The sequence below is a fragment of the Pseudonocardia sp. Ae150A_Ps1 genome (assembly GCF_001932315.1).
Taxonomy (GTDB): domain Bacteria; phylum Actinomycetota; class Actinomycetes; order Mycobacteriales; family Pseudonocardiaceae; genus Pseudonocardia.
In genome coordinates this window covers 3,790,931-3,814,333 of record NZ_MCIJ01000001.1, presented here as the reverse complement: position 1 = coordinate 3,814,333, position 23,403 = coordinate 3,790,931, and the positions used below count along the sequence as shown (strand labels likewise).

Here is a 23,403-nt window from a genome sequence, read left to right as displayed (position 1 = left end):
TTCCGTACCGGCGCCCGGGCCGGGGATCCCGATCCCCGCCACCCGGGCGCCGCGTCGCGCGCAGCACCGACTGCGCCCGCTCGCCGCTGCGTCCGGTACGCCGGTCGTACCGGACGGTTTCCCCCGGCCGGTCGGATAGGGCAAGATCATGAGCGCGCTCCCCCGCGGAGCGACGTTCCTGGTTCCGTTCTGTCCGAGGTGGTCACGAGATGCGCGGCAACCTCTTCGCGGTCGCCGTCAACCTCGTCGTGCTCACCGTGCGCTCGGAGAGCCTGCACGTCCTGCTCATCGAGCGGGGCGAGCAGCCGTTCGCCGGGCAGTGGGCGCTGCCCGGCGGTTTCGTGCGCCCCGACGAGGATCTGGTCCACACGGCGAGCCGTCGGCTCGGCGAGGAGACCGGAGCCGACACCGGCGACGCCGTCGTCGGTCATCTGGAGCAGCTGGCCAGCTACGCGGCCCCGGACCGGGACCCGCGTGGCCGGGTGCTGGCCGTGGGCTACGTCGCATTCGTGCCCGACATGCCGGACCCGACCCCGGGTGGCGGCGCCGTCGCCTCGGCCTGGGTCCCGGTCGACCGGGTACCCGCGCTGGCGTTCGACCACGACCGGATCACGGCCGACGGCGTCGAACGGGCGAAGGCGAAGCTGGAGTACACGACGCTGGCCGCGTCGTTCTGCCCGCCGCAGTTCACCGTGACCGACCTGCGCCGGGTGTACGAGGCCGTCTGGGACACGTCGCTGGACCCGCGGAACTTCCAGCGCAAGGTCACCTCGACCGAGGGCTTCCTGCTCCCGACGTCGACGCTCGTGACCGGCGGACGCGGACGACCGCCGCGGTTGTTCCGCCGGGGTCCGGCGACCGCCCTGCACCCGCCGATGCTGCGTGAGCCACACAGGGCGGCCGAAGCATCGCCTGTCGCGACCGGCGCTGGCCCGATCAGGTGAGGGCGGTCCGGCGGGCTCCGTCTGCGGCCCGGGCACGACGGGGCCGGGCCCCACGACCGATGAGGCCATCAGGGAAACCCGCTTCCCCAGGCAGCGATTCCAGAACACCGGGGCCCTCGATGAGCGCGACCTGCCCGGCGCCGAGCCGGTGACCGGTCCCCGGTAGCGCGGCCCTGGAGGACGCGGGCAGGAGAGCGCGACCCTCGGCGCGAGCCCGGGTGACGCCCCTCGGACCGCGCGGGGGCTCAGAAGCGGGGGTGCTCCCCGCGGAGCTGGACCCGGGCACCGAGCTCCCCGGAGCCGGCGCCCTCGACGTCGCCGGTCCGGCTGACCTCGCCGAGGACCCAGGCCGGGACGTGCCGGGCGGTGAGCACGGCGAGGGCACGGTCGACGTCCTCGGGGGGCAGCACCGCGACCATGCCGACGCCCATGTTGAACGTCTTCTCCATCTCGTCGCGGTCCACCCGGCCGCGGCTCTGGATCAGCTTGAACACCGGGGCCGGGGTCCAGGAGCCGCGGTCGACGGTCGCGGCGAGCCCGTCGGGCAGGACCCGCTCGAGGTTCCGGGCCAGCCCGCCACCGGTGACGTGCGAGAACGTGCGCACGCCGGTCTCGGCGGTGATCGCCAGGCAGTCCTTGGCGTAGATGCGGGTCGGGACCAGCAGCTCCTCGCCGAGCGAGTGGTCGAACTCCTCGAGCTCGCCCTCCAGCGGCAGCCGCGCGATGTCGAGCAGCACGTGGCGGGCCAGCGAGTACCCGTTCGAGTGCAGCCCCGAGGAGGCCATCGCGACCAGCACGTCACCGGGGCGCACGCGCTCGGGGCGGAGCATCTTCTCGGCGTCGACGATGCCGACGCCGGTGGCGGACAGGTCGTACCCGCCCTCCTCCATGAGGCCCGGGTGCTCGGCGGTCTCGCCGCCCAGCAGCGCACAGCCCGCCTGCTGGCAGCCCTCGGCGATGCCCCGCACCAGCGTGGCGACCTGCTCGGGGACCAGCTTCCCGACGGCGATGTAGTCCTGCAGGAACAGCGGCTCCGCACCGCAGACGACGAGATCGTCGACGACCATCGCGACCAGGTCCTGGCCGATGGTGTCGTGCTTGTCCATCGCCTGGGCGATCGCGACCTTGGTGCCGACGCCGTCGGTCGAGGCCGCCAGCACCGGCTCCTGGTACTTGCCGAACTTCGCCGCGAACAGCCCGGCGAAGCCGCCGATGCCGCCCATCACCTCGGGCCGGGTGGCCTTCTCCGCGAACGGGCGGAACTGCTCGACGGCCCGTTCCCCCGCGTCGATGTCCACCCCCGCCGATGCGTAGCTGGCGGCGCCGGGCTCGGTCGAGGGCATGGGTCGGTTCTCCAGGTGCGGTGCGGTAACTCGTGGACGGTGCTGCGCGGTCAGGGCCGGGTCAGCGCCTCACCCGCACCGTATCCGACGGCCAGCGGGCCGGGATCCCCCGAGGCCGATCCGGAGGCCGTCGTGGCCGGGATGTCCTCCAGGAGGTGCTTGCCGAGCTGTGCCTCCTCCGGCAGCGCGATCGGGTAGTCGCCGTCGAAGCAGGCGCAGCACAGCCGGGAGCGCGGCTGCTCGGACGCGGCGACCATCTCCTCGACCGAGACGTAGCCGAGGCTGTCGGACCCGATCGAGCGCCGGACGCCCTCGGTGTCGGCACCGTTCGCGATCAGTTCGGCGCGGCTGGCGAAGTCGATGCCGTAGAAGCAGGGCCACCGCACCGGCGGCGAGGCGATCCGCACGTGGACCTCGACCGCACCCGCCTCGCGCAGCATCCGGACGAGCGCTCGCTGGGTGTTGCCGCGGACGATCGAGTCGTCGACGACGACCAGCCGCTTCCCGCGGATGACGCTGCGGAGCGGGTTCAGCTTCAGCCGGATGCCGAGCTGGCGGATCGTCTGGCTGGGCTGGATGAAGGTGCGGCCGACGTAGGCGTTCTTCACCAGGCCCTGGCCGTAGGGGATGCCGGAGCCCTGGGCGTAGCCGATCGCGGCCGGGGTGCCGGACTCCGGGACCGGGATGACCAGGTCCGCGTCGACCGGGTGCTCCTCCGCCAACCGGCGGCCGATCTCCACCCGGGTGTCGTAGACCGAGCGGCCGGAGATGTGGGTGTCGGGGCGGGCCAGGTAGACGTACTCGAACACGCAGCCCTTGGGCTCCGGCGCGGCGAAGCGCTGGCTCCGGATGCCGTCGGCGTCGATCGCGATGAGCTCGCCGGGCTCGACCTCGCGGACGAACGAGGCACCGACGATGTCCAGCGCCGCGGTCTCCGAGGCGACGACCCAGCCGCGCTCGAGGCGCCCCAGCACGAGCGGGCGCACACCGTGCGTGTCCCGGGCCGCGTACAGCGTGTTCTCGTCGGCGAAGGCCATCGAGAACGCGCCGCGCAGCCGCGGGAACAGCCGCATCGCCGCCTCGTAGACACCGAGATCGGCGGCGCCGGCCGCGAGGAGCTCGGTCACGAGGTCGGAGTCGGTGGTCGCGCGCAACCCGGACCGGTTGCGGTTCTCCAGCCGGGCGACGTCGTCGCGCAGCTCGGCGGTGTTGACCAGGTTGCCGTTGTGCCCGAGCGCCAGGCCGGAGCCGGTCGCGGTCGTCCGGAACGTCGGCTGGGCGTTCTCCCAGGTCGTCGCGCCGGTGGTCGAGTAGCGGCAGTGCCCCACGGCGAGGTGCCCGCGGAGCGAGGACAGGGTCTGCTCGTCGAACACCTGGCTGACCAGGCCGAGATCCTTGAACACGACCATCCGCTGGCCGTCGGACACGGCGATGCCCGCGGCCTCCTGGCCGCGGTGCTGCAGCGCGTAGAGGCCGTAGTAGGACATCTTCGCGACGTCCTCACCCGGCGCCCAGACGCCGAACACCCCGCACTCCTCGCGGGGACCGGTCTCGTCGGGCTCGGGTTCGGCGGCGGACGGTGTGGTGGGGGCAGGGCTGACGTGCTCGTTCCGGGCGGAACTCAACGCGGCGCTCCTCGGCTGGCGTACCGGACCAAGCGTTGATCGTACGCGCGCAACACGGCGTTCACCCAGGTCCGGGGACGGGCGTCACGTCGGTTGCGCTGTGCACCCGCCCGACCACGGGATCGGGCCCCGGGTCACCGGAGCGGCAGCAGGTCCGCGATCTCGCCGGCTCGCGATCCCGAGGCGCTGACCGCCCCGGACGCGACGGCATCGTCCCAGCTCAGCCGCCCGACGGCGAGCGCGATCCAGGTGCGCGGATCGGTCTCGACGACGTTCGGCGGGGTGCCCCGGGTGTGCCGGGGTCCCTCGATGCACTGCACCGCACCGAACGGCGGCACCCGCATCTCGACACTGTGGCCGGGTGCGCGGTGCGCCAGCTCCTCCAGGGATGCCTTCACCGCCGCCTTGCGGACGGCGCGCTCGGGTTCGGGGCCGCCGTCCAGCCAGCCGTCGAGGACGTCGCCCATCGGGGCCTCAGACCGAGACCGCGCCGAACCGCGCCGGGAGCGTCCCCTCCCAGGCGGTGCGGAGCTCGTCCAGCTCGAGGTCACCTGCCCCGTCGCCGAACCGCAGCGCGGAGCCGCCGGTGTCACCGATCCGGGCCGCGGGCACGCCGGCCCCGGCGGCGCGGGCGAGGAACGCATCGGCGTCGGCGACGGTCACGAGCACCCGCCCGGCGGACTCGGAGAACAGCGCGGTGAAGGTGTCGTCGTGCACGGCGGTCAGGTCGATCCGGGCGCCCCTGCCGGTCGCCAGTGCCGCCTCGACCAGGGCCTGCGCGAGCCCACCGTCGGACAGGTCGTGGCTGCCGGTGACGGCGCCGTCCGCGGCGGCCGACGCGAGCAGCCCGGCCAGGCGCCGCTCGTGCTCCAGGTCGACGGCCGGGGGCTTCCCGCCGAGGTGGCCGTGCACCTCGTGCGCCCACTCCGAGCCGCCGAACTCGGCGGCGGTGCTCCCGAGCAGGATCACGGCGTCGCCGTCACCCCCCGCGAACCCGGCCGGGATCGCGGTGGTGACGTCGTCGATCACGCCGAGGACGCCGACGACCGGGGTCGGCAGGATCGCCGTCGACCCGGTCTGGTTGTAGAAGCTGACGTTGCCGCCGGTCACCGGGGTGCCGAGCACCGCGCAGCCGTCCGCGAGACCGCGCACGGCCTGCTGGAACTGCCACATCACGTGCGGGTCCTCGGGCGAGCCGAAGTTCAGGCAGTCGGTGACGGCCAGCGGCACCGCGCCGGAGGTGGCGACGTTGCGGTACGCCTCGGCCAGCGCGAGCTGCGCCCCGGTGTAGGGGTCGAGCGCGACGAACCGGGCGTTGCAGTCGGTCGCGACCGAGACGCCGCGGCCGGTGGACTCGTCGACCTGCACGACCCCGGCGTCGGCGCCGTGCGCGGCGACGGTGTTGCCGCGGACGTAGCGGTCGTACTGGTCGGTCACCCAGGACCGGGAGGCGAGGTTCGGCGCGGCGGCCATCCGCAGCACCTCGGCCCGCAGCTCGGACGGGGTCTCCGGGCGGGGCAGCTTCTCCGGGCCGTCGGCGACCAGCGCGTCCTGCTTCGCGTCGTCGCGGGCGACCGGGCGCTCGTAGACCGGGCCCTCGTGGGCGACGGTGCGCGGCGGGACGTCGACGACGGTCTCCCCACCGGAGGTGATCACGAGGCGGTCGCCGTCGGTGACCTCGCCGATCACGGTCGCGATGGTGTCCCACTTGCGGCAGACGGCGAGGAACGCGTCGACGTTCTCCGGGGTCACGACCGCGCACATCCGCTCCTGCGACTCCGAGGAGAGGATCTCGGCGGCGGTCATGCCGGTGGCGCGCAGCGGGACCTGGTCGAGGTCGACCTGCATGCCACCGTCGCCGGCGGAGGCGAGCTCGGAGGTGGCACAGGACAGCCCGGCGCCGCCGAGGTCCTGGATGCCGACGACCAGCCCGGCCGCGAACAGCTCCAGGCAGCACTCGATGAGGACCTTCTCGGTGAAGGGGTCGCCGACCTGGACGCTCGGGAGCTTCTTGCGCCCGGCCCCTCCGGTCGACTCGTCGAAGGTCTCCGACGCCAGCACCGACACACCGCCGATGCCGTCGAGCCCGGTCGTCGCACCGAACAGGATGATCTTGTTGCCGGTCCCGGAGGCGAACGCGAGGTGCAGGTCCTCGCTCTTCAGTGCTCCGACACACAGGGCGTTGACCAGCGGGTTCCCCGCGTAGGACGAATCGAACACGACCTCGCCCGCGACGTTCGGCAGGCCCAGGCAGTTCCCGTAGCCGCCGACGCCGGCGACGATCCCGGGCAGCACCCGGCCGGTGTCGTCGGCGTCGAGCGGGCCGAAGCGCAGCGGGTCGCCGACGGCGATCGGACGCGCGCCCATCGCCATGATGTCGCGGACGATGCCGCCGACACCGGTCGCCGCGCCCTGGTAGGGCTCCACGTAGGACGGGTGGTTGTGCGACTCGACCTTGAAGGTGACGGCCCAGCCGTCGCCGATCGACACGACACCGGCGTTCTCGCCGATCCCGGCGAGCATGGCCTTCTTCATCTCGTCGGTCGTGGTCTCGCCGAAGTAGCGCAGGTGCACCTTCGACGACTTGTACGAGCAGTGCTCGCTCCACATGACCGAGTACATGGCCAGCTCGGCGTCGGTGGGCCGGCGACCGAGGATGTCCCGGATGCGGGCGTACTCGTCGTCCTTGAGGCCCAGCTCCCGGTGGGGCTGCGGCTGGTCCGGCATCGCCTCGGCGTGCTTGACGGAGTCGACGGTCACCTCGGGCTGCGTCACGGCGCCAGGGTAGACGCCCCGGCGCCGTGATCCGCGGGGCCTGGGACGGGACTCACCGGGCCGCAGGCCGCATGCGGCCCTCCGTCAGGCGGTGACCTGCGCGAGCACGGAGGTGAACAGACCCAGACCGTCGGACGACGGGCCGGTCAGGTCACTCGTCGCGTGCTCCGGGTGCGGCATCAGGCCGACGACGTTCCCGGCCGCGTTGGTGATGCCGGCGATGTCGCGGGACGAACCGTTCGGGGCGCCGTCGCGGTAGCGGAACACCACCCGGCCCTCGCCCTCCAGCTCGTCGAGGGTCGCGGCGTCGGCGACGTAGCGGCCCTCCTGCGACTTCAGCGGGATCGTCAGCGCGTCACCCGCGGTGTAGTCGCTGGTCCAGGCCGTCCGGTCATTCTCCACGGTCAGCACGAGGTCGCGGCACAGGAAGTGCATGCCGGCGTTCGCGACCAGTGCCCCGGGGAGCAGGTGCGCCTCGCACAGGATCTGGAAGCCGTTGCAGATGCCGAGCACCGGCAGGCCCCGCCCGGCGGCGTCGACGACCTCGCGCATGATCGGCGCCAGCGACGCGATCGCACCGGCCCGGAGGTAGTCGCCGTAGGAGAACCCGCCCGGCACGACGACGGCGTCCACACCCTGCAGGTCGTGGTCGCCGTGCCACAGCGGGACGGCCTCGGCGCCGGCGCGGCGGACGGCACGGGCGGCGTCGACGTCGTCGAGGGTCCCCGGGAAGGTGATGACACCGACCCTGCTCACAGCCGGGTCACCGTCCAGTCCTCGATCACCGGGTTCGCCAGCAGCGAGCCGGCGAGACGGTGCAGGGTCTCGTCGTCGATCGCGTCGTCGACCTCGAGCTCGAAGTGCTTCCCCTGCCGCACGCCGCTCACGCCGGACACCCCGATCCGGCCGAGCGCCCGGGTCACGGCCTGACCCTGCACGTCGAGGATCTCGGGCTTGGGCATCACGTCCACCACCACTCTGGCCACGCGCTCACCCTACGGCGAACAGGGGTGACGGCTCGACGTGCCTGCCCTCACCATCGGGCGGCATGCGCATCCTGGTGCTCGGCGGATCGGTCTTCCTCTCCCGCGCGGTCGCGGGGGCGGCGCTCTCCGCCGGGCACGACGTGACCTGTGTGTCGCGTGGCGTCTCCGGTGCGCCGCCGCCCGGTGCGACGGTGCTGCGGGCCGACCGCTCGACGCCCGGGGCGCTGACCGCGGCGCTGGCCGGCACCTCGTTCGACGCGGTCGTCGACGTCGCGACGATGTCCGCACCGTGGGTCCGGGAGGCGCTCGACGCCGTCGGTGACCGGGCGGGGCACTGGACGTTCGTCTCGTCGCTCAACGCCTACGCCGACCAGTCGCTGCGCGGCGGGACCGTCGGCCAGGCCACGCTGCCGCCCCTGCACACCGGACCCGATCCCGCGGTGCAGCTGTCCGACCCGGACGTCTACGGCTCGGCCAAGGTCGGCAGCGAGCACGCGGTGCGCAGCCGGCTGGGTGACCGGGCCCTGATCGTGCGCGGCGGGCTGATGTGCGGGCCCGGCGACGTCCTGGACCGGTTCGGGTACTGGGCGAACCGGTTCGCCCGCGGCGGGCGGGTGGTGGTGCCGGACGCGCCGGGACACCCGATGCAGATCGTCGACGTCCGTGATCTCGCCGCGTGGATCGTCCGCTGCGCCGCGGACGGGACCGCCGGGACGTACGACGGCACCGGACCGCGCTCGACCCTCGCCCGGGTGCTGGAGGAGGTCGCCGGCGCCGTCGGGGCGGCGGACCTCGACCTGGTCCCGGTGCCGGTCGAGACCCTGCAGTCCGAGGACGTCGCGATCTGGGCCGGCCCCCGCTCGCTGCCGCTGTGGCTGCCGGAGACGCACTGGGGCCTGGCCGACCGCGACGTCACCGACACCCTCGACGCGGGGCTGACGGTGCGACCGGTCTCCGGGACGGCCGTCGCCGCGCTGGAGCGGGAGCACGAGCTGGGCCCGGACCGGGCGCGGCTCGCCGGCCTGACCGCGGACGAGGAGGAGAGGGTGCTGCGGGCGCACACGACCGGCTGAGACGTGCCGCCGGACCGGCGTGAGCGACGCGCGGGGCTCACCCGCCCGGACGAACCCCGCCGGACCGGGGATGCTGGACGCATGCACCTGACGCACTACGGCCACGCCTGCGTCCTGGTCGACACCGGAACCGCCCGGCTGCTCTTCGACCCGGGCGCGTTCTCCTCCGGCTTCGAGTCCCTCGACGGCCTCGACGCGATCCTCGTGACCCACCAGCACTTCGACCACGTCGTGCCCGAGACGTTGCAGGCCCTGCTGCGGGCGAACCCGGACGCCGCCCTGGTCACCGACGGCCAGACCGCCGGTCAGCTGGACGGCGTCGACGCCCGCACCGTCGCCCCGGGTGACCGGCTCACCGTCGGTGGGGCGGAGATCTCCGTCGTCGGGTCCGGCGACCACGCGGTGCTCCACCCGGACATCCCGGTGATCGCGAACAACGGCTACCTCGTCACCGCCGACGGCGACACCCTGCTGCACCCCGGTGACGCCTACGTCCCGCCCGGGATCGACGACCTGCAGACCCTGCTGCTGCCGACCGGCGCGCCCTGGCTGAAGATCTCGGAGGCCGTCGACTACCTGCGGTCGGTGGCGCCGCGGACGGCCGTCCCGATCCACGAGCAGACGCTGGCGAACCCGGCGCTGCACCACGGGTTCTTCGAGAACCTCGGGCCGGAGGGGACGACCCTCCTGGTCCCGGACCGCGAGCAGACGGTCGGCGTCTGATGGCGATGACCTGGGAGCGGGTCGTGGTGGACGCCCGTGACCCGGTACGCCTCGGGCGCTGGTGGGCGGAGGCCCTGGACTGGGTGGTGGTGAACCACTCCCCGCAGGAGTTCGAGATCCGGCCGGCCGTCGGCGGCGCCCCCGGCATGACCTTCGTGTCGGTGCCGGAGGGGAAGCGGACGAAGAACCGGATGCACGTCGACCTGCGCCCGGACGGCGTGCGCGACTCGGAGGTCGCGCGCCTGCAGATGCTGGGCGCGACCCGGGTGAACGTCGGGCAGCACAACGCGGGGGCGAAGCCGGGCGACGGGCCCTGGACGGTCCTCGCGGATCCCGAGGGCAACTAGTTCTGCGTGCTCGGCACACCCCGCTCGGCCTGAGGCGACGGGCTGTCCACAGGCGGCACCGGTTGTCCACAGGGGAACACACACTGTGGACAACCGGGCCCTGTCGCCAGGTGGTCGGGTGTCAGGCGGCGGGGAGCGCCGCCGTGCAGAGGCCGCGGTGCACCGACGGCGTCGCGCCGGCCGCCCGGGCCGCGTCGATCGCCGCCAGGGCCGTCGCGGCCCGGTTCTCCTTGCGCAGGTCCTTGGCACGCAACGCGATCCGCACGATTCCGCCGCGCCGCGCGGTGCGGACCGCCTGCTGCTCCAGCGCCCGGCCGCGGCGCCGGTCACCGGCCGTGCGCTCCCGGAGCCACGGTTCGGAGCTGCGGAAGGTGAGCACCTTGGCCCGCAGGATCTCGCCCCCGGGCACCCGCAGCGATGTCTCGTCCGTGCACAGGGCGAACCCGAGATCCGCGAGCGCCTCGAGGGTGCCGGTGGACGCGGCCCAGCGCGGCGGGGCGAACCCGTCGGTCGACAGGCCGGTCGCGGCGAGGATCCGGCGGGCGCCGGTGATCCGCAGCGCGGCCTCGTGCCGCGGCAGCGCGCCGAACTCGGTGCGCCGGCCGATCCGCGGTACGGCGCCGTTCTGCCAGGCGCCGACCGGGTCGGCGGTGTGGTCGTAGCCGTGGAGCAGCAGGTCGTCGCCGGCGCGGACCCGGCCGGCGATCCAGCGCACCAGGTCGTCGCCGCGGCGCAGCGCACCGTCGGGACCCTTCGGCTGCACCAGATGGGTCAGCGGCACCCCGAGGCGGTCCAGCTCGGCGGCGAAGGCGGCGGCGCGGGCCCGGTCGGCGTCGTCGCCGTCGGTCAGGCCGGACAGCGACACCAGCAGCGTGCTCATGACCCCATGGGACCGGACCGATGTGAACCGCACGTGAGGAGCGGCGGTCGCCGGGACGACGAGCAGCGCAGCGCTTCGCGCCGCCGGATCAGCGGGCGGTGAAGCCGCCGTCGACCTTGAGCTCGGCCCCGTTCACCATCGCGGCCTCGGCGGAGGCCAGGTAGACGACGGCGGCCGCGATCTCGGACGGCTCGGCGAACCGCCGGGCCGATATCTCCGCCTTGTGCGCCTCCCCCGCCGGGTTGTCCCAGGCCTTCCGGCCCAGGTCGGTGAGGACGACGGTCGGCGAGACGGCGTTGACCGTCACCCCGTGCGGCCCCCACTCGACGGCGAGGGTGCGGGTGAGCCCGTTGATCCCGGCCTTCGACGCGCAGTACGCCGCGTGCTTCTCCAGGCCGCTGCTCGCAGCCTGCGAGGCCAGGTTGACGATGCGGCCGTACCCGCGCCCGACCATGACCCGCCCGGCGGCCTGCGCCATCAGCCAGGAACCGGTGAGGTTGACGTCGAGCGTCTTCCGCCAGGCGTCGATCCCCAGCTCCAGCGCCGGTTCCAGCAGCGCGATGCCGGCCGAGTTGACCAGCACGTCGACCGTGCCGTGCCGGTCGACGACCTCGGCCACGCAGGCGTCGACGGCGGCCGGGTCGGCGACGTCGACCCGGTGGGTCGAGGCGCACGCGTCGCCGGTGATCCCGCCGAGATCGGCCCCGGCGACGACGGCGCCCTGGGCGGCCAGCGCCCGGGCGACGTCGGCACCGATGCCGGACGCCGCCCCGGTGACGAGCGCGACGCGGCCGGTGAGGTCGAACATCAGCAGTCCGTCCCGACCGCGCCCGCCTCGGCGAGCCGATCGCCGTCACGGCGGTCGTAGTCGTTCAGCGCGGCGACCTTCTCGGCCGACGCCGACTGCGGGTCGAAGCGGTGCTCCAGCCACTCGGCCGCCAGCTTGCGGGCCAGCTCGATCCCGACGACGCGCTGGCCGAAGCACAGCACCTGGGCGTCGTTGGACTTCACCGAACGCTCCACCGAGAAGGTGTCGTGCGCGGTGACCGCCCGGATGCCCGGGACCTTGTTCGCCGAGATCGCGACCCCGAGGCCGGTGCCGCAGACCAGCAGCGCCCGGTCCGCCTCGCCGTCGGCGACCTTGCGGGCCGCGGCGACGCCGATGTGCGGGTACGCGGTGTGGCCGTCCTGCGCGACGCCGACGTCGATCACCTCGGCGACCCGGTCGTCGGCCTGCAGGTCGGCCTTGAGGGTCTCCTTGTAGTCGAAACCGGCGTCGTCGGCGCCGACCACGATGCGCAGCTTCTCGCTCACTTCTGCTCCTCCTCGGATGTCAGGACGTTCCCGACCGCGGTGACGACCAGCGCCATCGACGTCGCCCCCGCGTCGGGCGTTCCCACGCTCTTCTCGGCCAGCGGGCGGGCCCGGCCGATCCTCGGCCGCAGCCCGGCCGTCTCCTGCGCCTTCGTGGTGGCTAGCGCGGCGGCGGAGGTCCAGGCGGCGGCGAGGCCCTCGCCGTCACCGACCCGGCGTTCGAGCTCGTCGACGAAGGGCAGCAGGGCGTCGAGCAGCGTCTTGTCACCGGGCTCGGCGCCGCCGAGCTGCTGGATCGTCGACGCGAACTCGCGCGCCCCGGCGGCGACGGTGGCCGCGGGGTAGCTGTCGGCGGTGTCGCCGAGGTGCCGGCCGAGGGACTCCAGCGCGGCACCCCACAACACCCCGGACGTACCGCCGGCGCGCTCGGCCCAGGCCTGCCCGGCCTGCTGCAGCAGCCAGCCGCCACCGACCTCGTCGCCCGACTCGGCGATCCGGGCCGTGGCGGCGGTGATGCCCTTGACCATGCCGCGCCCGTGGTCGCCGTCGCCGGCGACGGCGTCGATCCGGCCGAGCTCGTGCTCGTTCTCCCGGATCGTCGCCTCGACGGCGGCGAGACCGGCGCGGACGGTGCCGCCCAGCCGTCGTCCGGCCTCACCGGCCTCCGGCGCGGTGACGACGGCCTCGGCCTCGGCCTCGGCGAGCTCGTCGGCGGTGGGCGCGCGCAGCGCGGCCAGCGGGGCGCCGGCCTTGCGGTAGGCCGGGGTGTAGCTGTCGGCCCGCCAGAGCGGGTCGAGCTCGTCGTCGAGCCACATGAGCGTCAGCGAGCAGCCGCCCATGTCGAGGCTGGTCACGAGCTCGCCGACCTCCGGGTCGACGATCTCGAGCCCGGCGTCGCGCAGCCGCGGCGCGACGTGGTGCCAGAGCAGGAACAGCTCCTCGTACTTGGTGGTGCCGAGGCCGTTGAGGATCGTGCCGACCCGATGCGGGGCACCCGCGGGGGCGTTCTTGAGGACCTCGTCGACCAGCAGCTCGGCGAGCTCGCGGGCCGGCAGCATCGGCACGTCGCGGATGCCGGGCTCGCCGTGGATGCCCAGGCCGAGGCCCAGGTGCCCCTCCGGGACGGAGAACAGCGGCTCGTCCTCGCCGGGCATGGTGCAGCCCGAGAACGCGACGCCGAGGGTGCGGGTCGCGGCGTTCGCGGCGTTGCCGAGCCGCTCGACCTCGTCGATGCCGAGACCCTGCGCGGCGGCGGCGCCCATCGCCTTGAAGACGGTGAAGTCGCCGGCGATGCCGCGCCGCTCGTCCTCGGTGTCGGAGGACGCGACGTCGTCGGTGACGACGACGATCCGGGTGTCGATGCCCTCGGCCCGCAGGCGCTCGGCCGCGATCCCGAAGTTGATGTTGTCGCCGGCGTAGTTGCCGAAGCTGAAGATCACGCCCCGGCCCTGGTTCGCGGCCTTCCCGACCGAGTAGGCCTGGGCCGCCGACGGCGACGTGAAGATGTTGCCGACCACCGCGCCGGTGGCCAGGCCGGGTCCGACCGTCCCGCAGAACGCCGGGTAGTGCCCGGACCCGCCGCCGATCACGACGGCGACCTGCGGCTGCTCACCGCGGTGCGAGACCACCCCGCCGTGCACCCCTCGGACACGGTCGGCGTAGAGGTCGAGGAAGCCGGCGAGCTGGTCGTCGGCGAACTCGGCCGGGTCGTCGAAGATCCTGGTCATGTCCCCTCCTCGGGACGGGTCCGGGCGGGCCGCGGCGCGGCCGCCCGTGCCTGATGGCTAGTGGGCGGCGGCGGGTGCGCGGAGGTGCTTCGCCTCCTCCGGGACGTTGAGGAACGACACCATCACGAACGCGGCGACGTAGAGGGCCACGAAGCCCCAGACGACTCCGACGTTGCCCGTGCCGAACCAGAGCATCACGTAGACGACGGCGGACCCGAGGAACGCGGCACCGCCGGCCGCGGTGGTGTACATGGCCATCGCGGCTCCCTTGTGGTCGGGTGCCAGCGCGGGCATGATCGCGCCCATCGGGACGAACCCGGCCAGCAGGCAGCCGAACACGTAGCCCGCGGCGACGGAGACCCAGAATCCCCAGGTGGAACCCGCCGGCACGGCGTGCGGCACGTACCACCACAGGAGCAGCCCGACCGCGGAGCCGAAGACACCGAACCACTGGACGGTGCGGCGCCAGCCCCACTTGTCGCCGATCCAGCCGAAGAGCGCGTTGACCAGGATGTTCGTCGCGTAGACGAACACGGTCATCGTCAGCCAGCGGCTCTGGCCCCAGCCGAGGTCGGTCGCGATCACCGTCGGCAGGATGATGAACATCCCGTACTGCGGGGCGGTGTTGATCAGCCGGACCAGGAAGCCCATGAAGATCTTCGGCTGGCGGTACGAGAGACGGATGCCCGCGGTCATGACCTGTGCGGTCGTCTCGTCGGCCGGAGCGAGCCGCTTGTCGACGTGCTCCTCCTTCACCCCGAACCGGGCGATCAGGAAGCCGGCCACGACCAGCACGGTCGACCCGACCATCGCGGCGGTCTCACCACCGGTCGAACCGCCGAACGCGGGGATCATGCCGAGCGCGAAGAGCGAGCCCAGGGTGGGCAGGCCACCGGTGAACATCACGTAGAACCAGCCGACGGCGACACCGTTGCGCTCGTACGGCGTGACCACGTTGATCCACACCAGGAACGCAAAGGCGAACAGCGGGTAGCCGAAGCCGCGGAAGAAGTAGGTCAACGCGACCAGCGGCAGGTTGCCGAGCTGCAGACTCAGCAGGAAGAGCACCTCGAAGACGACCCAGACGACGACGCCGAGCGCCATCACCCGGCGCGGTCCCCAGAGGTCCGCGAGTGCGCCGGACAGGTAGCTGGCGATCAGGACCGTGAGGCCGTAGGCGGACACGATGGCGGCCGCGGTCGTCTCGGGGGTGCCCAGCACGGTATGGATGTGCGGGGCGATGAAGTTGGACTCGGTCCCGTTGCCGGTCATGAAGACCAGCACGCCCAGGAACCCCCAGCGCAGCGAGTGCGGGATGCCGATGCGGTCGAGGAAGGTCTCGTTCCGCGGGTCGTTGATGGCGGCGCTGCTCATCGGTGCTCCCTCAGCCGTTCGGCAGGATCGAGACCTTCACCGACGCACCGGAGGTGTCGCCGACGAGGTCGAGGGCCTTCTGGAAGTCCGCGAGGGGCACCTGGTGGGTGCAGATGTCGGAGATCGGGAGCTTGCCGTCCTCCAGCATCTTGATCGCGGCGGGCCAGCAGTGCGGGCCGAGGTGGGCACCGCGGACGTCGAGCTCCTTGTCGTCGGAGATGATCGACCAGTCGACGGTGACCTCGGAGCCGAAGACCGAGTACTCGACGTAGGTGCCCAGCTTGCGCAGCAGGTTGAGGCCCTGCGCGACGGCCGGGACGGCGCCGGACCCTTCCAGGTAGACGTCGGCGCCGTAGCCCTCGGTCAGGTCCTTGACCCGGGCGACGGCGTCCTCGCGGGCGATGTTGATCGTCAGGTCGGCGCCGGTGCGGCGGCCCAGCTCGAGCTTGTCGTCGTCGAGGTCGAGGGCGATCAGCAGGCGGGGGTTCTTGGCGCGGGCGCCGGCGATCAGGCCGAGACCGATCGGGCCGCAGCCGGCGACGACCACGACGTCGTCGAACGAGATCGTGGCCCGCTCGACCGCGTGCAGCGCGCAGGACAGCGGCTCGGCGAACGCGGCGTGCGCCGGGGCGAGGTCCGGGGAGACCTTGTGCACGCGGGCCCGGGTCGGGACCGCCATGTACTGGGCCATCGCCCCGTTGAAGTTGCGGAAGCCGAACATGTCGTGCGGGCCGCACATCCAGTACTGGCCGCGCCGGCAGTAGCGGCACTCCTCGCACGGGACGATCTGCTCGCAGGCGACGCGGTCGCCGAGCTCGACGCCGTGCAGCGCGAAACCCTCGGCGTCGCCGTCGACGATCCGGCCGACGAACTCGTGGCCCGGCGTGACACCGGTCTGCGCCCACGCGGGACGGTTGTCGTCGCCCCAGAACTTCGCGGCGCCGTGGTAGCACTTCAGGTCGCTGGCGCACACCCCGACGGCCTCGACCTGCATGAGCAGCTCGCCGGCGCCCGGCTTGGGGACGTCCACCTCCTCCAGCCGGTAGTCCTCCGGGCCGTGTACGACCACGGCCTGCATCCGGGTGGGGATCGCTGTCTCGACAGCCACGGCGGAACCTCCATTGGTGCCATGCGTACCTGGGCATGAACGCTTGTCCTGAGCATGCGTTCTGTTGTGAACATTCGTCAACACATCGGTTCCAACGTGAACAAACGTGCAGTACGGTGGTGCGAGAGGATCCGTCCTCAGACGGAAGGAGACGGCGATGGCGCCGCGCGGCTTCACCCGCCGTGACCTGGGGCTGATGCACCGGGCAGCACGGCTGTACTACCTCGACGACCTGAACCAGGCCGCGATCGCGGAACGTCTGACGGTGTCCCGGCCGACCGTGTCCCGGCTGCTCGCCGAGGCACGCAAGGTCGGGATCGTGCGGATCACCGTGCACGACCCGGACACCCTGGGGACCGGGGGCGACGAGGCGCTGCGGCTCGCCGGGGCACTCGGGATCGAGAAGGTGTGGCTGGCCCCGTTCGCCGCCACCGATCTCGGACCGTCGCTCGCCGAGCCGGTCGGCGAGGCGCTGCGCGAGGCCGGCCTGGGTGCCGGGGACCTCCTGCTCGTCTCGTCGGGCAGGACACTGTGGGAGCTCAGCCACGAGTCGCTGCCGTCGGTGCCGGGCTGCGAGATCGTCCCGACCGTGGGCGGGGTGTCCGAGCCGGAGGCCTGGCACCAGACCAACGAGATCACCCGAGCCGTCGCCGAGCGGATGCAGGGCCGCCCGAACTTCCTGTTCACCCAGGCGATGCCGTCACCGGCGATGCGCCGCACCCTCGTCGAGGACCCGGAGTTCCAGCGGGTCACCGGGTTCTGGACCCGAGCCGACGCCGCACTCGTCGGCATCGGTGCCCCACCGGCGGGCCGCGACTCGATCTCCACCTCGGTCCCGCTGGACGACGAGGGCCTCCGCGCCGGGGTCGGCGACGTCTGCCTGAACTTCTACCGTGCGGACGGCGACCCGATCGACTTCCCGGGCAGCGAGCGGATGGTGCGGATCTCGCCGGACGAGCTGCGGAAGGTCCCGCGGACGATCGCCGTCGCCGTCGGGGCGGAGAAGGTGCCGAGCATCGTCGGGGCGGCCCGGGCCGGGCTGTTCAACCGCCTGGTCACCGACCAGCCGACCGCCCGGGCACTGCTGGAGACCGCAGGCGACACAGCAGCGGGATGACGGAGCCCACCCGTCCCACCCCTGCGCGCCCGCGTCAGCCCCCGGCGGTGACGGCGTTGCGGGCCGCGAGTTCGGCGAACGCCTCCCGCAGTTCCGGGGGTCCGACGACCTCGACGGCGGTGTCGAAGCGGTTGAGGGAGGCGGCCAGGGCGATCCAGGACCACGACCCGGCCGTGTAGCGGCAGCGGCCCGGACCCGCGTCCTCGGCGGTGCCGTCGCCCGCGAACGGCAGCACCGCCGACAGCGGCAGGTCCAGGACGACGGTGCCGGTGCACGGCCAGGCGTCGCCCGACGCGGAGCCGATGAACCGTGACGAGACGAACGCCCTGGCGTCGCCGCCCGGGATCGGGCGCGGGGCGAAGCGGGGCCCGGCCGGGATCCGCGGGATGATGCGGTCGGCGCGGAAGACCCGCCAGTCCGCGCGCTCGAGGTCCCAGGCCACGAGGTACCAGCGGCCGCCGGAGGTCACGAGGTCGTGCGGCTCGACCCGCCGCGGGGGCCGCTCCCCGGCGTCCGCGTGCCGGCCCGGGTAGTCGAAGCGCAGGACCTCGAGGGCGCGCACGGCCCCGGAGAGGGTGATCAGCACGTCGGGCGGGACCGTGGTCGGCGGCGCGGCACCCGGGCGGGGGACCGTCGCGAACCGCAGGGCGTCGAGGCGATGGCGCAGCCGGGCGGGCATGACCTGACGGACGGTGGTCAGGGCGCGCAGCGCCGCCTCCTCGATGCCGGCCCCGGTGAGGGTGGCGGCCTGCAGGGCGACGGTCAGCGCGACCACCTGGTCGTCGTCGAAGAGCAGTGGGGGCAGCTCGGTGCCCGCGTCCAGCCGGTAGCCGCCGTCCGGCCCCATGGTGGCCTGGATGCGATAGCCCATGTCGCGCAGCCGTTCGACGTCGCGACGCACCGTGCGGTGGCTGATGCCCAGCCGTTCTGCCAGCAGGGTGCCGGGCCAGTCGCGACGGGCCTGCAGGAGCGAGAGCAGGTCGAGCAGCCGGGCGGTGGGCGTCGTCATACCGTCGAGACTATGCGCAGTATAGGACCAGATCTGTCCTACACTCCTGCGACAGTGGTTCCTGCCAGGGAAGATCCGATCCAAGGAGCCACGACATGAGCCTCACGACCACCCCACACCTGAACTTCCACGGCGACGCCCGGGCGGCGCTGGCGTTCTACCGGTCGGTGTTCGGCGGTGAGCTGACCGTCCACACCTACGCCGACTTCGGCATGCCTCAGGACCGGCCCGGCGCGGACGGCGTCGTCTTCGGTCAGGTGCGCACCGCCGAGGGCTTCCACGTGATGGCCTACGACGTCCCGGGCCGGACCGGCGGCTCGGCCGACGCGGCCGGGACGACCCGGCGGGAGAACGGCACCACGATCACCACGTCGCCGTTCTTCGTCTCGGTGCAGGGACACACCCTCGACGAGGTGCAGGCCTACTGGGACCGACTGTCGGTCGGCGCGTCGATCGTCGAGCCGCTCGCGGCGTCGGCGTGGAGCCCCGGCTTCGGCATGCTCACCGACGGGTTCGGCGTCACCTGGTCGCTCGGGGTCGCCGCCGGCTGACCCGCCGACCGGCGCTCAGCCGACCGGCGAGCTCCAGGGTGTGCCGGTGATCCTCCGGTACACCTCGGCGTAGCGGTCGTGAACGACCTTCACGACCTCGTCGGGGACCTCGGGACCGGGGGCCGTGCGGTCCCAGTCGAGGTCCGACGACCAGTCGCGCACGTACTGCTTGTCGAAGGAGAACTGCACGCGTCCGGGCTCGTACCGGTCGGCGGGCCAGAACCGGGACGAGTCCGGGGTCAGCACCTCGTCGCCGAGGACGATCCCGCCGTCGTCGTCCCGGCCGAACTCCAGCTTGGTGTCGGCGACGAGGATCCCGCCGTCGGCGGCCGACTCCGCGCCGCGCCGGTAGACCTCCAGGGTCAGGTCCCGGAGCCGGGTCGCGGTGTCGGCGCCGAGCAGGGCCACGACGTCGTCGAAGGTCATGAACTCGTCGTGCTCGCCGACCGGCGCCTTCGTGGTCGGGGTGAAGATCGGCTCGGGCAGCTTCGAGCCCTCGACCAGGCCCTCGGGCAGCGTCACGCCGGACACGGCGCCGGTGCGCTGGTACTCCTTGAGCCCGAGCCCGGTGAGGTAGCCGCGGGCGATGCACTCGACCGGCAGCATCTCCAGCGGGCGGCAGCGGACGGCGCGACCGGCGAACTCGTCCGGGATGTCGTGGGTGCCCAGGACGTGGTTCGGCACGAGGTCCGACGTGCGCTCGAACCAGTACAGCGACAGCGCGGTGAGGATGGCGCCCTTGTCGGGGACCGGCGTCGGCAGGACCACGTCGTAGATCGACAGCCGGTCCGAGGCGACGAGCAGGAGCTCGGCGGGGTCGACCGACTCGTCGAGGTAGAGCTCCCGGACCTTGCCCGAGTGGATCAGCTTCACAGGATCCCTCCAGGGGTGTACGCGGCGGCCTCGGGGTGCTTGGCGGTGAGCTCGGCGATCTGCTCGTTGATCGCCGCGACCTGCGCGGACGCGGCACCGGTGAACCGCAGCGGGTCGTCGAGCAGGCCGTCGAGGGTGCCCGCGGGGAGCCCGAGGCGCTCGTCACCGGCGAGCCGCTCCAGCAGGTCGTTGTCGGCCTGGCCCTGCTCGCGCATGGCGAGCGCGACGGCCACGGCGTGCTCCTTGATCACCTCGTGCGCGGTCTCCCGGCCGACCCCGGCGCGGACGGCGGCCATCAGCACCGCCGTCGTCGCGAGGAAGGGGAGGTAGCGGTCGAGCTCGCGGGCGATGACCGCGGGGTAGGCGCCGAACTCGTCGAGCACGGTCAGCGCGGTCTCGTAGAGGCCGTCGAGGGCGAAGAACGCGTCCGGCAGCGCGACCCGGCGCACCACCGAGCAGGAGACGTCGCCCTCGTTCCACTGCGAACCGGCGAGGTCGGCGGTCATCACCGACAGGCCCCGCAGGATCGTCATCAGGCCGTTGATGCGTTCCGCGGAACGCGCGTTCATCTTGTGCGGCATGGCGCTCGACCCGACCTGACCGGGAGCGAAACCCTCGGTGGCGAGCTCGGCGCCCGCCATCAGCCGGATCGTCGTGGCCAGCGACGACGGCGCCGCCGCCAGCTGCACCAGCGCACTGACGACGTCGTGGTCGAGCGAGCGCGGGTAGACCTGGCCGACGCTGGTGAAACCCTGCGCGAACCCGAGGTGCGCCGCGACCCGCTCCTCCAGGTCGTCGAGCTTCGCCTCGTCGCCGTCGAACAGGTCGAGCATGTCCTGGGAGGTGCCCATCGGGCCCTTGATGCCGCGCAGCGGGTAGCGCGAGCGGAGGTCCTCCAGCCGGGCCTGCGCGACGAGCAGCTCGTCGGCGGCCGTCGCGAACCGCTTGCCCAGGGTGGTGGTCTGCGCGGCGACGTTGTGGCTGCGGCCGGCCATGACCAGCTCGGCGTACTCGCCGGCGCGGCGGCCGAGCCGGGAGAGCAGCGCGACCGTGCGGTCGGCGACGAGCTCCAGCGAGAGCCGGATCTGCAGCTGCTCGACGTTCTCGGTGAGGTCCCGGCTGGTCATGCCCTTGTGCACGTGCTCGTGACCGGCGAGGGCGTTGAACTCCTCGATCCGGGCCTTCACGTCGTGCCGGGTGACCCGCTCGCGGTCGGCGATGCTCGCGAGGTCGACCTGGTCGACGACGGCCTCGTAGTCCGCGACCACCTGCTCCGGCACGTCGATACCGAGCTCACGCTGGGCGCGCAGGACCGCGATCCAGAGCCGTCGCTCCAGCTGGATCTTGTACTCCGGGGACCAGAGGCGGACCAGCTCGGGGCTCGCGTACCGCGCGGCCAGCACGTTGGGAATCACGTGGCGCGATGGTAATCGCTGGTCGGGCGCGTGCGACGGGCAGGGAGCGGACTCACACCGCCGCGATCGCCTCCCGCAGCGCCTCCCGGGCGATCCCGCGCGGGTCGGGCTCGGCCTCGATCAGCGCGGTGACCACGATCCCGTCGACCAGGGCCGTCACCCGTCGCACCTCCCCCGGGCGCGGGCGACGGCCGGCGACACGGGTGAGCGCCTCCTCCAGCAACGCGTCGAACTCGACGCGCTGCTCCCGCAGCAGGCCCGCCAGGAACGGCCGACGGCCGGAGCCGATCAGCCGCTCGAACCGGCGGAGCACCGCGTCGAGCCCCTCGGTCCGCGACCGGGGTCCCAGCAGCAGGTCGAGGACGATCTCGTTGGGATCGTCGCGGGAGTCGAGGCAGCCGCGGGCATCGGCCAGCTCCTCGCGGCCGAGCCGGTCCAGCGCGGCGCCGACGAGATCCTCCAGCGACGAGAAGTAGTACGTCGTCGCGGCCAGCGGAACCCCGGCCCGCTCGGCGACCGCGCGATGCCGGATCGCGTCGAACCCGCCCTCGGCGAGAAGCTCCGATGCCGCGGAGACGAGCTGCGCTCGGCGCCGCTCACCCTTCTCGGTCTGTTTACCCGGGGCTGCCACTCGCACATCGTGCACGGTGACCCTCGTACTTTCGAGTGAGTTCCCCGATTCACATGCAGGTCACACCGCACGTCGTGACCTTTTCGTGACCCTGCCGTGTTGCTCCTGATGCTCATGGCCGACACTGGAGGACGTGCGTCCGTCACCTCGCAGTCGCCGAGTGTCGCGCAACACCCTGCGCGGATCCGCCTCCGGGGTCGACCCGGCCGAGCCGATCGACCTCCGCTCGGACACCGTCACCGCGCCGACGCCCGAGATGCGCCAGGCGATGGCCGACGCCGAGGTCGCCGACGACGTCCTCGACCGCGACCCCACGATGCGCGAGCTGGAGGAGCGGGTCGCGGGCCTGCTCGGCGCCGCGGACGCGCTGTGGACCCCGACCGGGTCGATGGCGAACCTGATCGCGCTGATGAGCCGGCTCGGGCGTGGGGAGTCGTTCCTCGCCCCGCAGGGAGCCCACGTCCTCGACTTCGAGCTCGGGACGGCGGCCTGGCTGGCCGGCGGGATGCCCCGGCCGCTCCCGCACGACGGTGGCCCCGGCAAGGTCACCGGGACGGCCGTCCGGCGGGCGGCCACCGGGGACGACCACTACGCCGGCCTCCGGACGTCGCTGCTCTGCCTGGAGAACACCCACAACTCCGCGGGCGGCACCGTCACCGCGCCGGAGGAACACGCCGCCGTCGCCGCCGCGGCGCGCGCCGCCCGCCTCGCCGTACACCTCGACGGTGCCCGGCTGTGGAACGCCGCCGTCGCACTCGGGGTGCCGCCGGGCGCGCTCACCGTCGGCGCCGACACCGTGTCGGTCTGCCTCAGCAAGGGCCTCGGTGCACCGATGGGCTCGGTCGTCGCCGGGTCGGCCGAGTTCGTCGAGCAGGCCCGCAGGCTGCGCAAGATGCTGGGCGGCGGCGTCCGGCAGGGCGGTGTCGTCGCGGCCGCCGGGCTGGTCGCGCTGGAGGGCGTCGACCGGCTCGCCGAGGACCACGCGCTGGCGACCACGCTGGCCGCCGGGCTGCGCGAGCGCGGCTGGCGGGTCCGGGAGCCGCAGACCAACATCGTCCTCGTCGACGTGGCCGACCTGCGCGGCACGATCGCCGCGTTCGGTGAGGCCGGCGTCCGGGCCGGGGCGATCGCCGGGAAGCTCCGGCTGATGACCCACCGCGACGTCACCGAGGCCCACGTGACGGCCGCGCTCGACCGGATCGGCGAGGTCGGCCCGGCCAGCACGGGCTCCCCGGACGGCGGCCGGTCCGCCGCGTTCACCCGGCCCCGCGAGGTCCCGGAGCAGGCGCCGCGCACCGCCCTCGGGTGATCCCGCGGCCACCGGTCGCGAGCCCGCCCGTCGGCGCCGTCACAGTGTCGCGCGCGGGCAAGTCGGTGTCGCGTGAGGTCAAGTCGGCCTGCACGATCGGGTCCACACTGGTCGACGGCCGGACGCCGGAGCGGGTGTCCGTCTAGGCTTCCGCCGCCCTCGGGACGCGCCTCCGGGCTCCGATCTCCACCCTCCCGTCGGTGGCTCCCGACCCGTTGACCGGCGCCGGTGACCTGCACGGACCCAGCGGTGGGCCCGGCCGGCCGCGGTGCCACCGAC

General features: G+C 73.3%; 23 protein-coding genes. 7 read left to right on the top strand and 16 right to left on the bottom strand.

Annotation, left to right across the window (positions count from 1 at the left end; translation table 11 throughout):
* The first annotated feature begins 209 nt into the window (after positions 1–209).
* Complete coding sequence (locus tag Ae150APs1_RS17820) at positions 210–944, top strand: NUDIX domain-containing protein (RefSeq protein ID WP_060574188.1); 735 nt, start codon at positions 210–212, stop codon at positions 942–944.
* A gap of 245 nt (positions 945–1,189) precedes the next feature.
* Here Ae150APs1_RS17820 and purM read toward each other — a convergent pair whose 3' ends face one another.
* The 6 genes from purM to purS form a co-directional block, all read right to left on the bottom strand.
* Positions 1,190–2,287: a phosphoribosylformylglycinamidine cyclo-ligase gene (gene purM, locus Ae150APs1_RS17815; RefSeq protein WP_075299099.1), complete on the bottom strand. Its 1,098-nt coding sequence runs from the start codon at positions 2,285–2,287 to the stop codon at positions 1,190–1,192.
* Between the two features lie 50 nt (positions 2,288–2,337).
* Positions 2,338–3,912 (bottom strand): amidophosphoribosyltransferase, encoded by a 1,575-nt coding sequence (gene purF / locus Ae150APs1_RS17810; RefSeq protein ID WP_010240227.1) that lies wholly within the window; start codon positions 3,910–3,912, stop codon positions 2,338–2,340.
* 134 nt (positions 3,913–4,046) lie between these two features.
* Entirely contained in the window at positions 4,047–4,379 is a 333-nt protein-coding gene (locus Ae150APs1_RS17805; protein WP_075299097.1) for a sterol carrier family protein, read from the bottom strand.
* Between the two features lie 7 nt (positions 4,380–4,386).
* Positions 4,387–6,639, bottom strand: coding sequence for a phosphoribosylformylglycinamidine synthase subunit PurL (gene purL, locus Ae150APs1_RS17800; protein WP_170918184.1), 2,253 nt, complete (start codon positions 6,637–6,639; stop codon positions 4,387–4,389).
* A 132-nt stretch (positions 6,640–6,771) separates the two neighbouring features.
* Positions 6,772–7,443 carry a phosphoribosylformylglycinamidine synthase subunit PurQ gene (purQ, locus tag Ae150APs1_RS17795; protein WP_075299093.1) on the bottom strand — a complete coding sequence of 224 codons (672 nt, stop codon included), beginning with the start codon at positions 7,441–7,443 and terminating at the stop codon, positions 6,772–6,774.
* Positions 7,440–7,673: a phosphoribosylformylglycinamidine synthase subunit PurS gene (gene purS, locus Ae150APs1_RS17790; RefSeq protein ID WP_029239885.1), complete on the bottom strand. Its 234-nt coding sequence runs from the start codon at positions 7,671–7,673 to the stop codon at positions 7,440–7,442. The genes purQ and purS overlap by 4 nt, the downstream gene beginning before the upstream one ends.
* Positions 7,674–7,735: 62 nt before the next feature.
* Here purS and Ae150APs1_RS17785 point away from each other — a divergent pair, with 62 nt between their 5' ends.
* The 3 genes from Ae150APs1_RS17785 (at position 7,736) to Ae150APs1_RS17775 (ending at position 9,816) form a co-directional block, all read left to right on the top strand.
* Positions 7,736–8,746 carry an NAD-dependent epimerase/dehydratase family protein gene (locus tag Ae150APs1_RS17785; protein WP_075299091.1) on the top strand — a complete coding sequence of 337 codons (1,011 nt, stop codon included), beginning with the start codon at positions 7,736–7,738 and terminating at the stop codon, positions 8,744–8,746.
* A gap of 81 nt (positions 8,747–8,827) precedes the next feature.
* A complete protein-coding gene (locus Ae150APs1_RS17780) occupies positions 8,828–9,469 on the top strand; it encodes an MBL fold metallo-hydrolase (protein ID WP_010240218.1) in 642 nt (213 codons plus the stop codon).
* Positions 9,469–9,816, top strand: a complete 348-nt coding sequence (locus tag Ae150APs1_RS17775; RefSeq protein WP_075299089.1) for a VOC family protein — start codon at positions 9,469–9,471, stop codon at positions 9,814–9,816. Before Ae150APs1_RS17780 ends, Ae150APs1_RS17775 begins: the two co-directional genes overlap by 1 nt.
* A 121-nt stretch (positions 9,817–9,937) precedes the next feature.
* On the opposite strand, the gene Ae150APs1_RS17770 is transcribed toward Ae150APs1_RS17775, so the two are convergent.
* The 6 genes from Ae150APs1_RS17770 to Ae150APs1_RS17745 all read right to left on the bottom strand — a co-directional run bounded on the left by Ae150APs1_RS17770 (position 9,938) and on the right by Ae150APs1_RS17745 (position 16,219).
* A complete protein-coding gene (locus Ae150APs1_RS17770) occupies positions 9,938–10,696 on the bottom strand; it encodes a DUF2334 domain-containing protein (RefSeq protein WP_083680199.1) in 759 nt (252 codons plus the stop codon).
* Positions 10,697–10,784: 88 nt separating this feature from the next.
* Positions 10,785–11,504, bottom strand: coding sequence for a GolD/DthD family dehydrogenase (locus Ae150APs1_RS17765; protein ID WP_075299087.1), 720 nt, complete (start codon positions 11,502–11,504; stop codon positions 10,785–10,787).
* Entirely contained in the window at positions 11,504–12,010 is a 507-nt protein-coding gene (locus Ae150APs1_RS17760) for a ribose-5-phosphate isomerase (RefSeq protein WP_010240207.1), read from the bottom strand. Before Ae150APs1_RS17760 ends, Ae150APs1_RS17765 begins: the two co-directional genes overlap by 1 nt.
* The gene (locus tag Ae150APs1_RS17755; protein ID WP_075299085.1) at positions 12,007–13,737 is read right to left on the bottom strand and encodes a dihydroxyacetone kinase family protein; all 1,731 of its coding nucleotides are present in this window, start codon (positions 13,735–13,737) and stop codon (positions 12,007–12,009) included. Before Ae150APs1_RS17755 ends, Ae150APs1_RS17760 begins: the two co-directional genes overlap by 4 nt.
* Before the next feature lie 57 nt (positions 13,738–13,794).
* Positions 13,795–15,111 carry an RbtT/DalT/CsbX family MFS transporter gene (locus Ae150APs1_RS17750; protein WP_075299083.1) on the bottom strand — a complete coding sequence of 439 codons (1,317 nt, stop codon included), beginning with the start codon at positions 15,109–15,111 and terminating at the stop codon, positions 13,795–13,797.
* Positions 15,112–15,121: 10 nt separating this feature from the next.
* Positions 15,122–16,219 carry an alcohol dehydrogenase catalytic domain-containing protein gene (locus tag Ae150APs1_RS17745; protein ID WP_283160249.1) on the bottom strand — a complete coding sequence of 366 codons (1,098 nt, stop codon included), beginning with the start codon at positions 16,217–16,219 and terminating at the stop codon, positions 15,122–15,124.
* Positions 16,220–16,376: 157 nt separating this feature from the next.
* On the opposite strand from Ae150APs1_RS17745, the gene Ae150APs1_RS17740 reads away from it, so the two are divergent.
* The gene (locus tag Ae150APs1_RS17740) at positions 16,377–17,336 is read left to right on the top strand and encodes a sugar-binding domain-containing protein (protein ID WP_075299081.1); all 960 of its coding nucleotides are present in this window, start codon (positions 16,377–16,379) and stop codon (positions 17,334–17,336) included.
* A 34-nt stretch (positions 17,337–17,370) separates the two neighbouring features.
* On the opposite strand, the gene Ae150APs1_RS17735 is transcribed toward Ae150APs1_RS17740, so the two are convergent.
* Positions 17,371–18,345, bottom strand: a complete 975-nt coding sequence (locus Ae150APs1_RS17735) for a WYL domain-containing protein (RefSeq protein ID WP_075299079.1) — start codon at positions 18,343–18,345, stop codon at positions 17,371–17,373.
* Between the two features lie 95 nt (positions 18,346–18,440).
* On the opposite strand from Ae150APs1_RS17735, the gene Ae150APs1_RS17730 reads away from it, so the two are divergent.
* A complete protein-coding gene (locus Ae150APs1_RS17730; protein WP_075299077.1) occupies positions 18,441–18,896 on the top strand; it encodes a VOC family protein in 456 nt (151 codons plus the stop codon).
* Positions 18,897–18,911: 15 nt separating this feature from the next.
* Here Ae150APs1_RS17730 and Ae150APs1_RS17725 read toward each other — a convergent pair whose 3' ends face one another.
* The 3 genes from Ae150APs1_RS17725 to Ae150APs1_RS17715 are packed head-to-tail and all read right to left on the bottom strand — an operon-like array spanning position 18,912 to position 21,815.
* Positions 18,912–19,769, bottom strand: coding sequence for a phosphoribosylaminoimidazolesuccinocarboxamide synthase (locus Ae150APs1_RS17725; RefSeq protein WP_075299075.1), 858 nt, complete (start codon positions 19,767–19,769; stop codon positions 18,912–18,914).
* Positions 19,766–21,184 (bottom strand): adenylosuccinate lyase, encoded by a 1,419-nt coding sequence (gene purB / locus Ae150APs1_RS17720; protein ID WP_075299073.1) that lies wholly within the window; start codon positions 21,182–21,184, stop codon positions 19,766–19,768. Before purB ends, Ae150APs1_RS17725 begins: the two co-directional genes overlap by 4 nt.
* Before the next feature lie 52 nt (positions 21,185–21,236).
* Positions 21,237–21,815 carry a TetR family transcriptional regulator gene (locus Ae150APs1_RS17715; protein ID WP_010240185.1) on the bottom strand — a complete coding sequence of 193 codons (579 nt, stop codon included), beginning with the start codon at positions 21,813–21,815 and terminating at the stop codon, positions 21,237–21,239.
* Between the two features lie 160 nt (positions 21,816–21,975).
* Here Ae150APs1_RS17715 and Ae150APs1_RS17710 point away from each other — a divergent pair, with 160 nt between their 5' ends.
* Positions 21,976–23,124 (top strand): threonine aldolase family protein, encoded by a 1,149-nt coding sequence (locus Ae150APs1_RS17710; RefSeq protein ID WP_075299071.1) that lies wholly within the window; start codon positions 21,976–21,978, stop codon positions 23,122–23,124.
* The last annotated feature ends 279 nt before the right edge of the window (positions 23,125–23,403 follow it).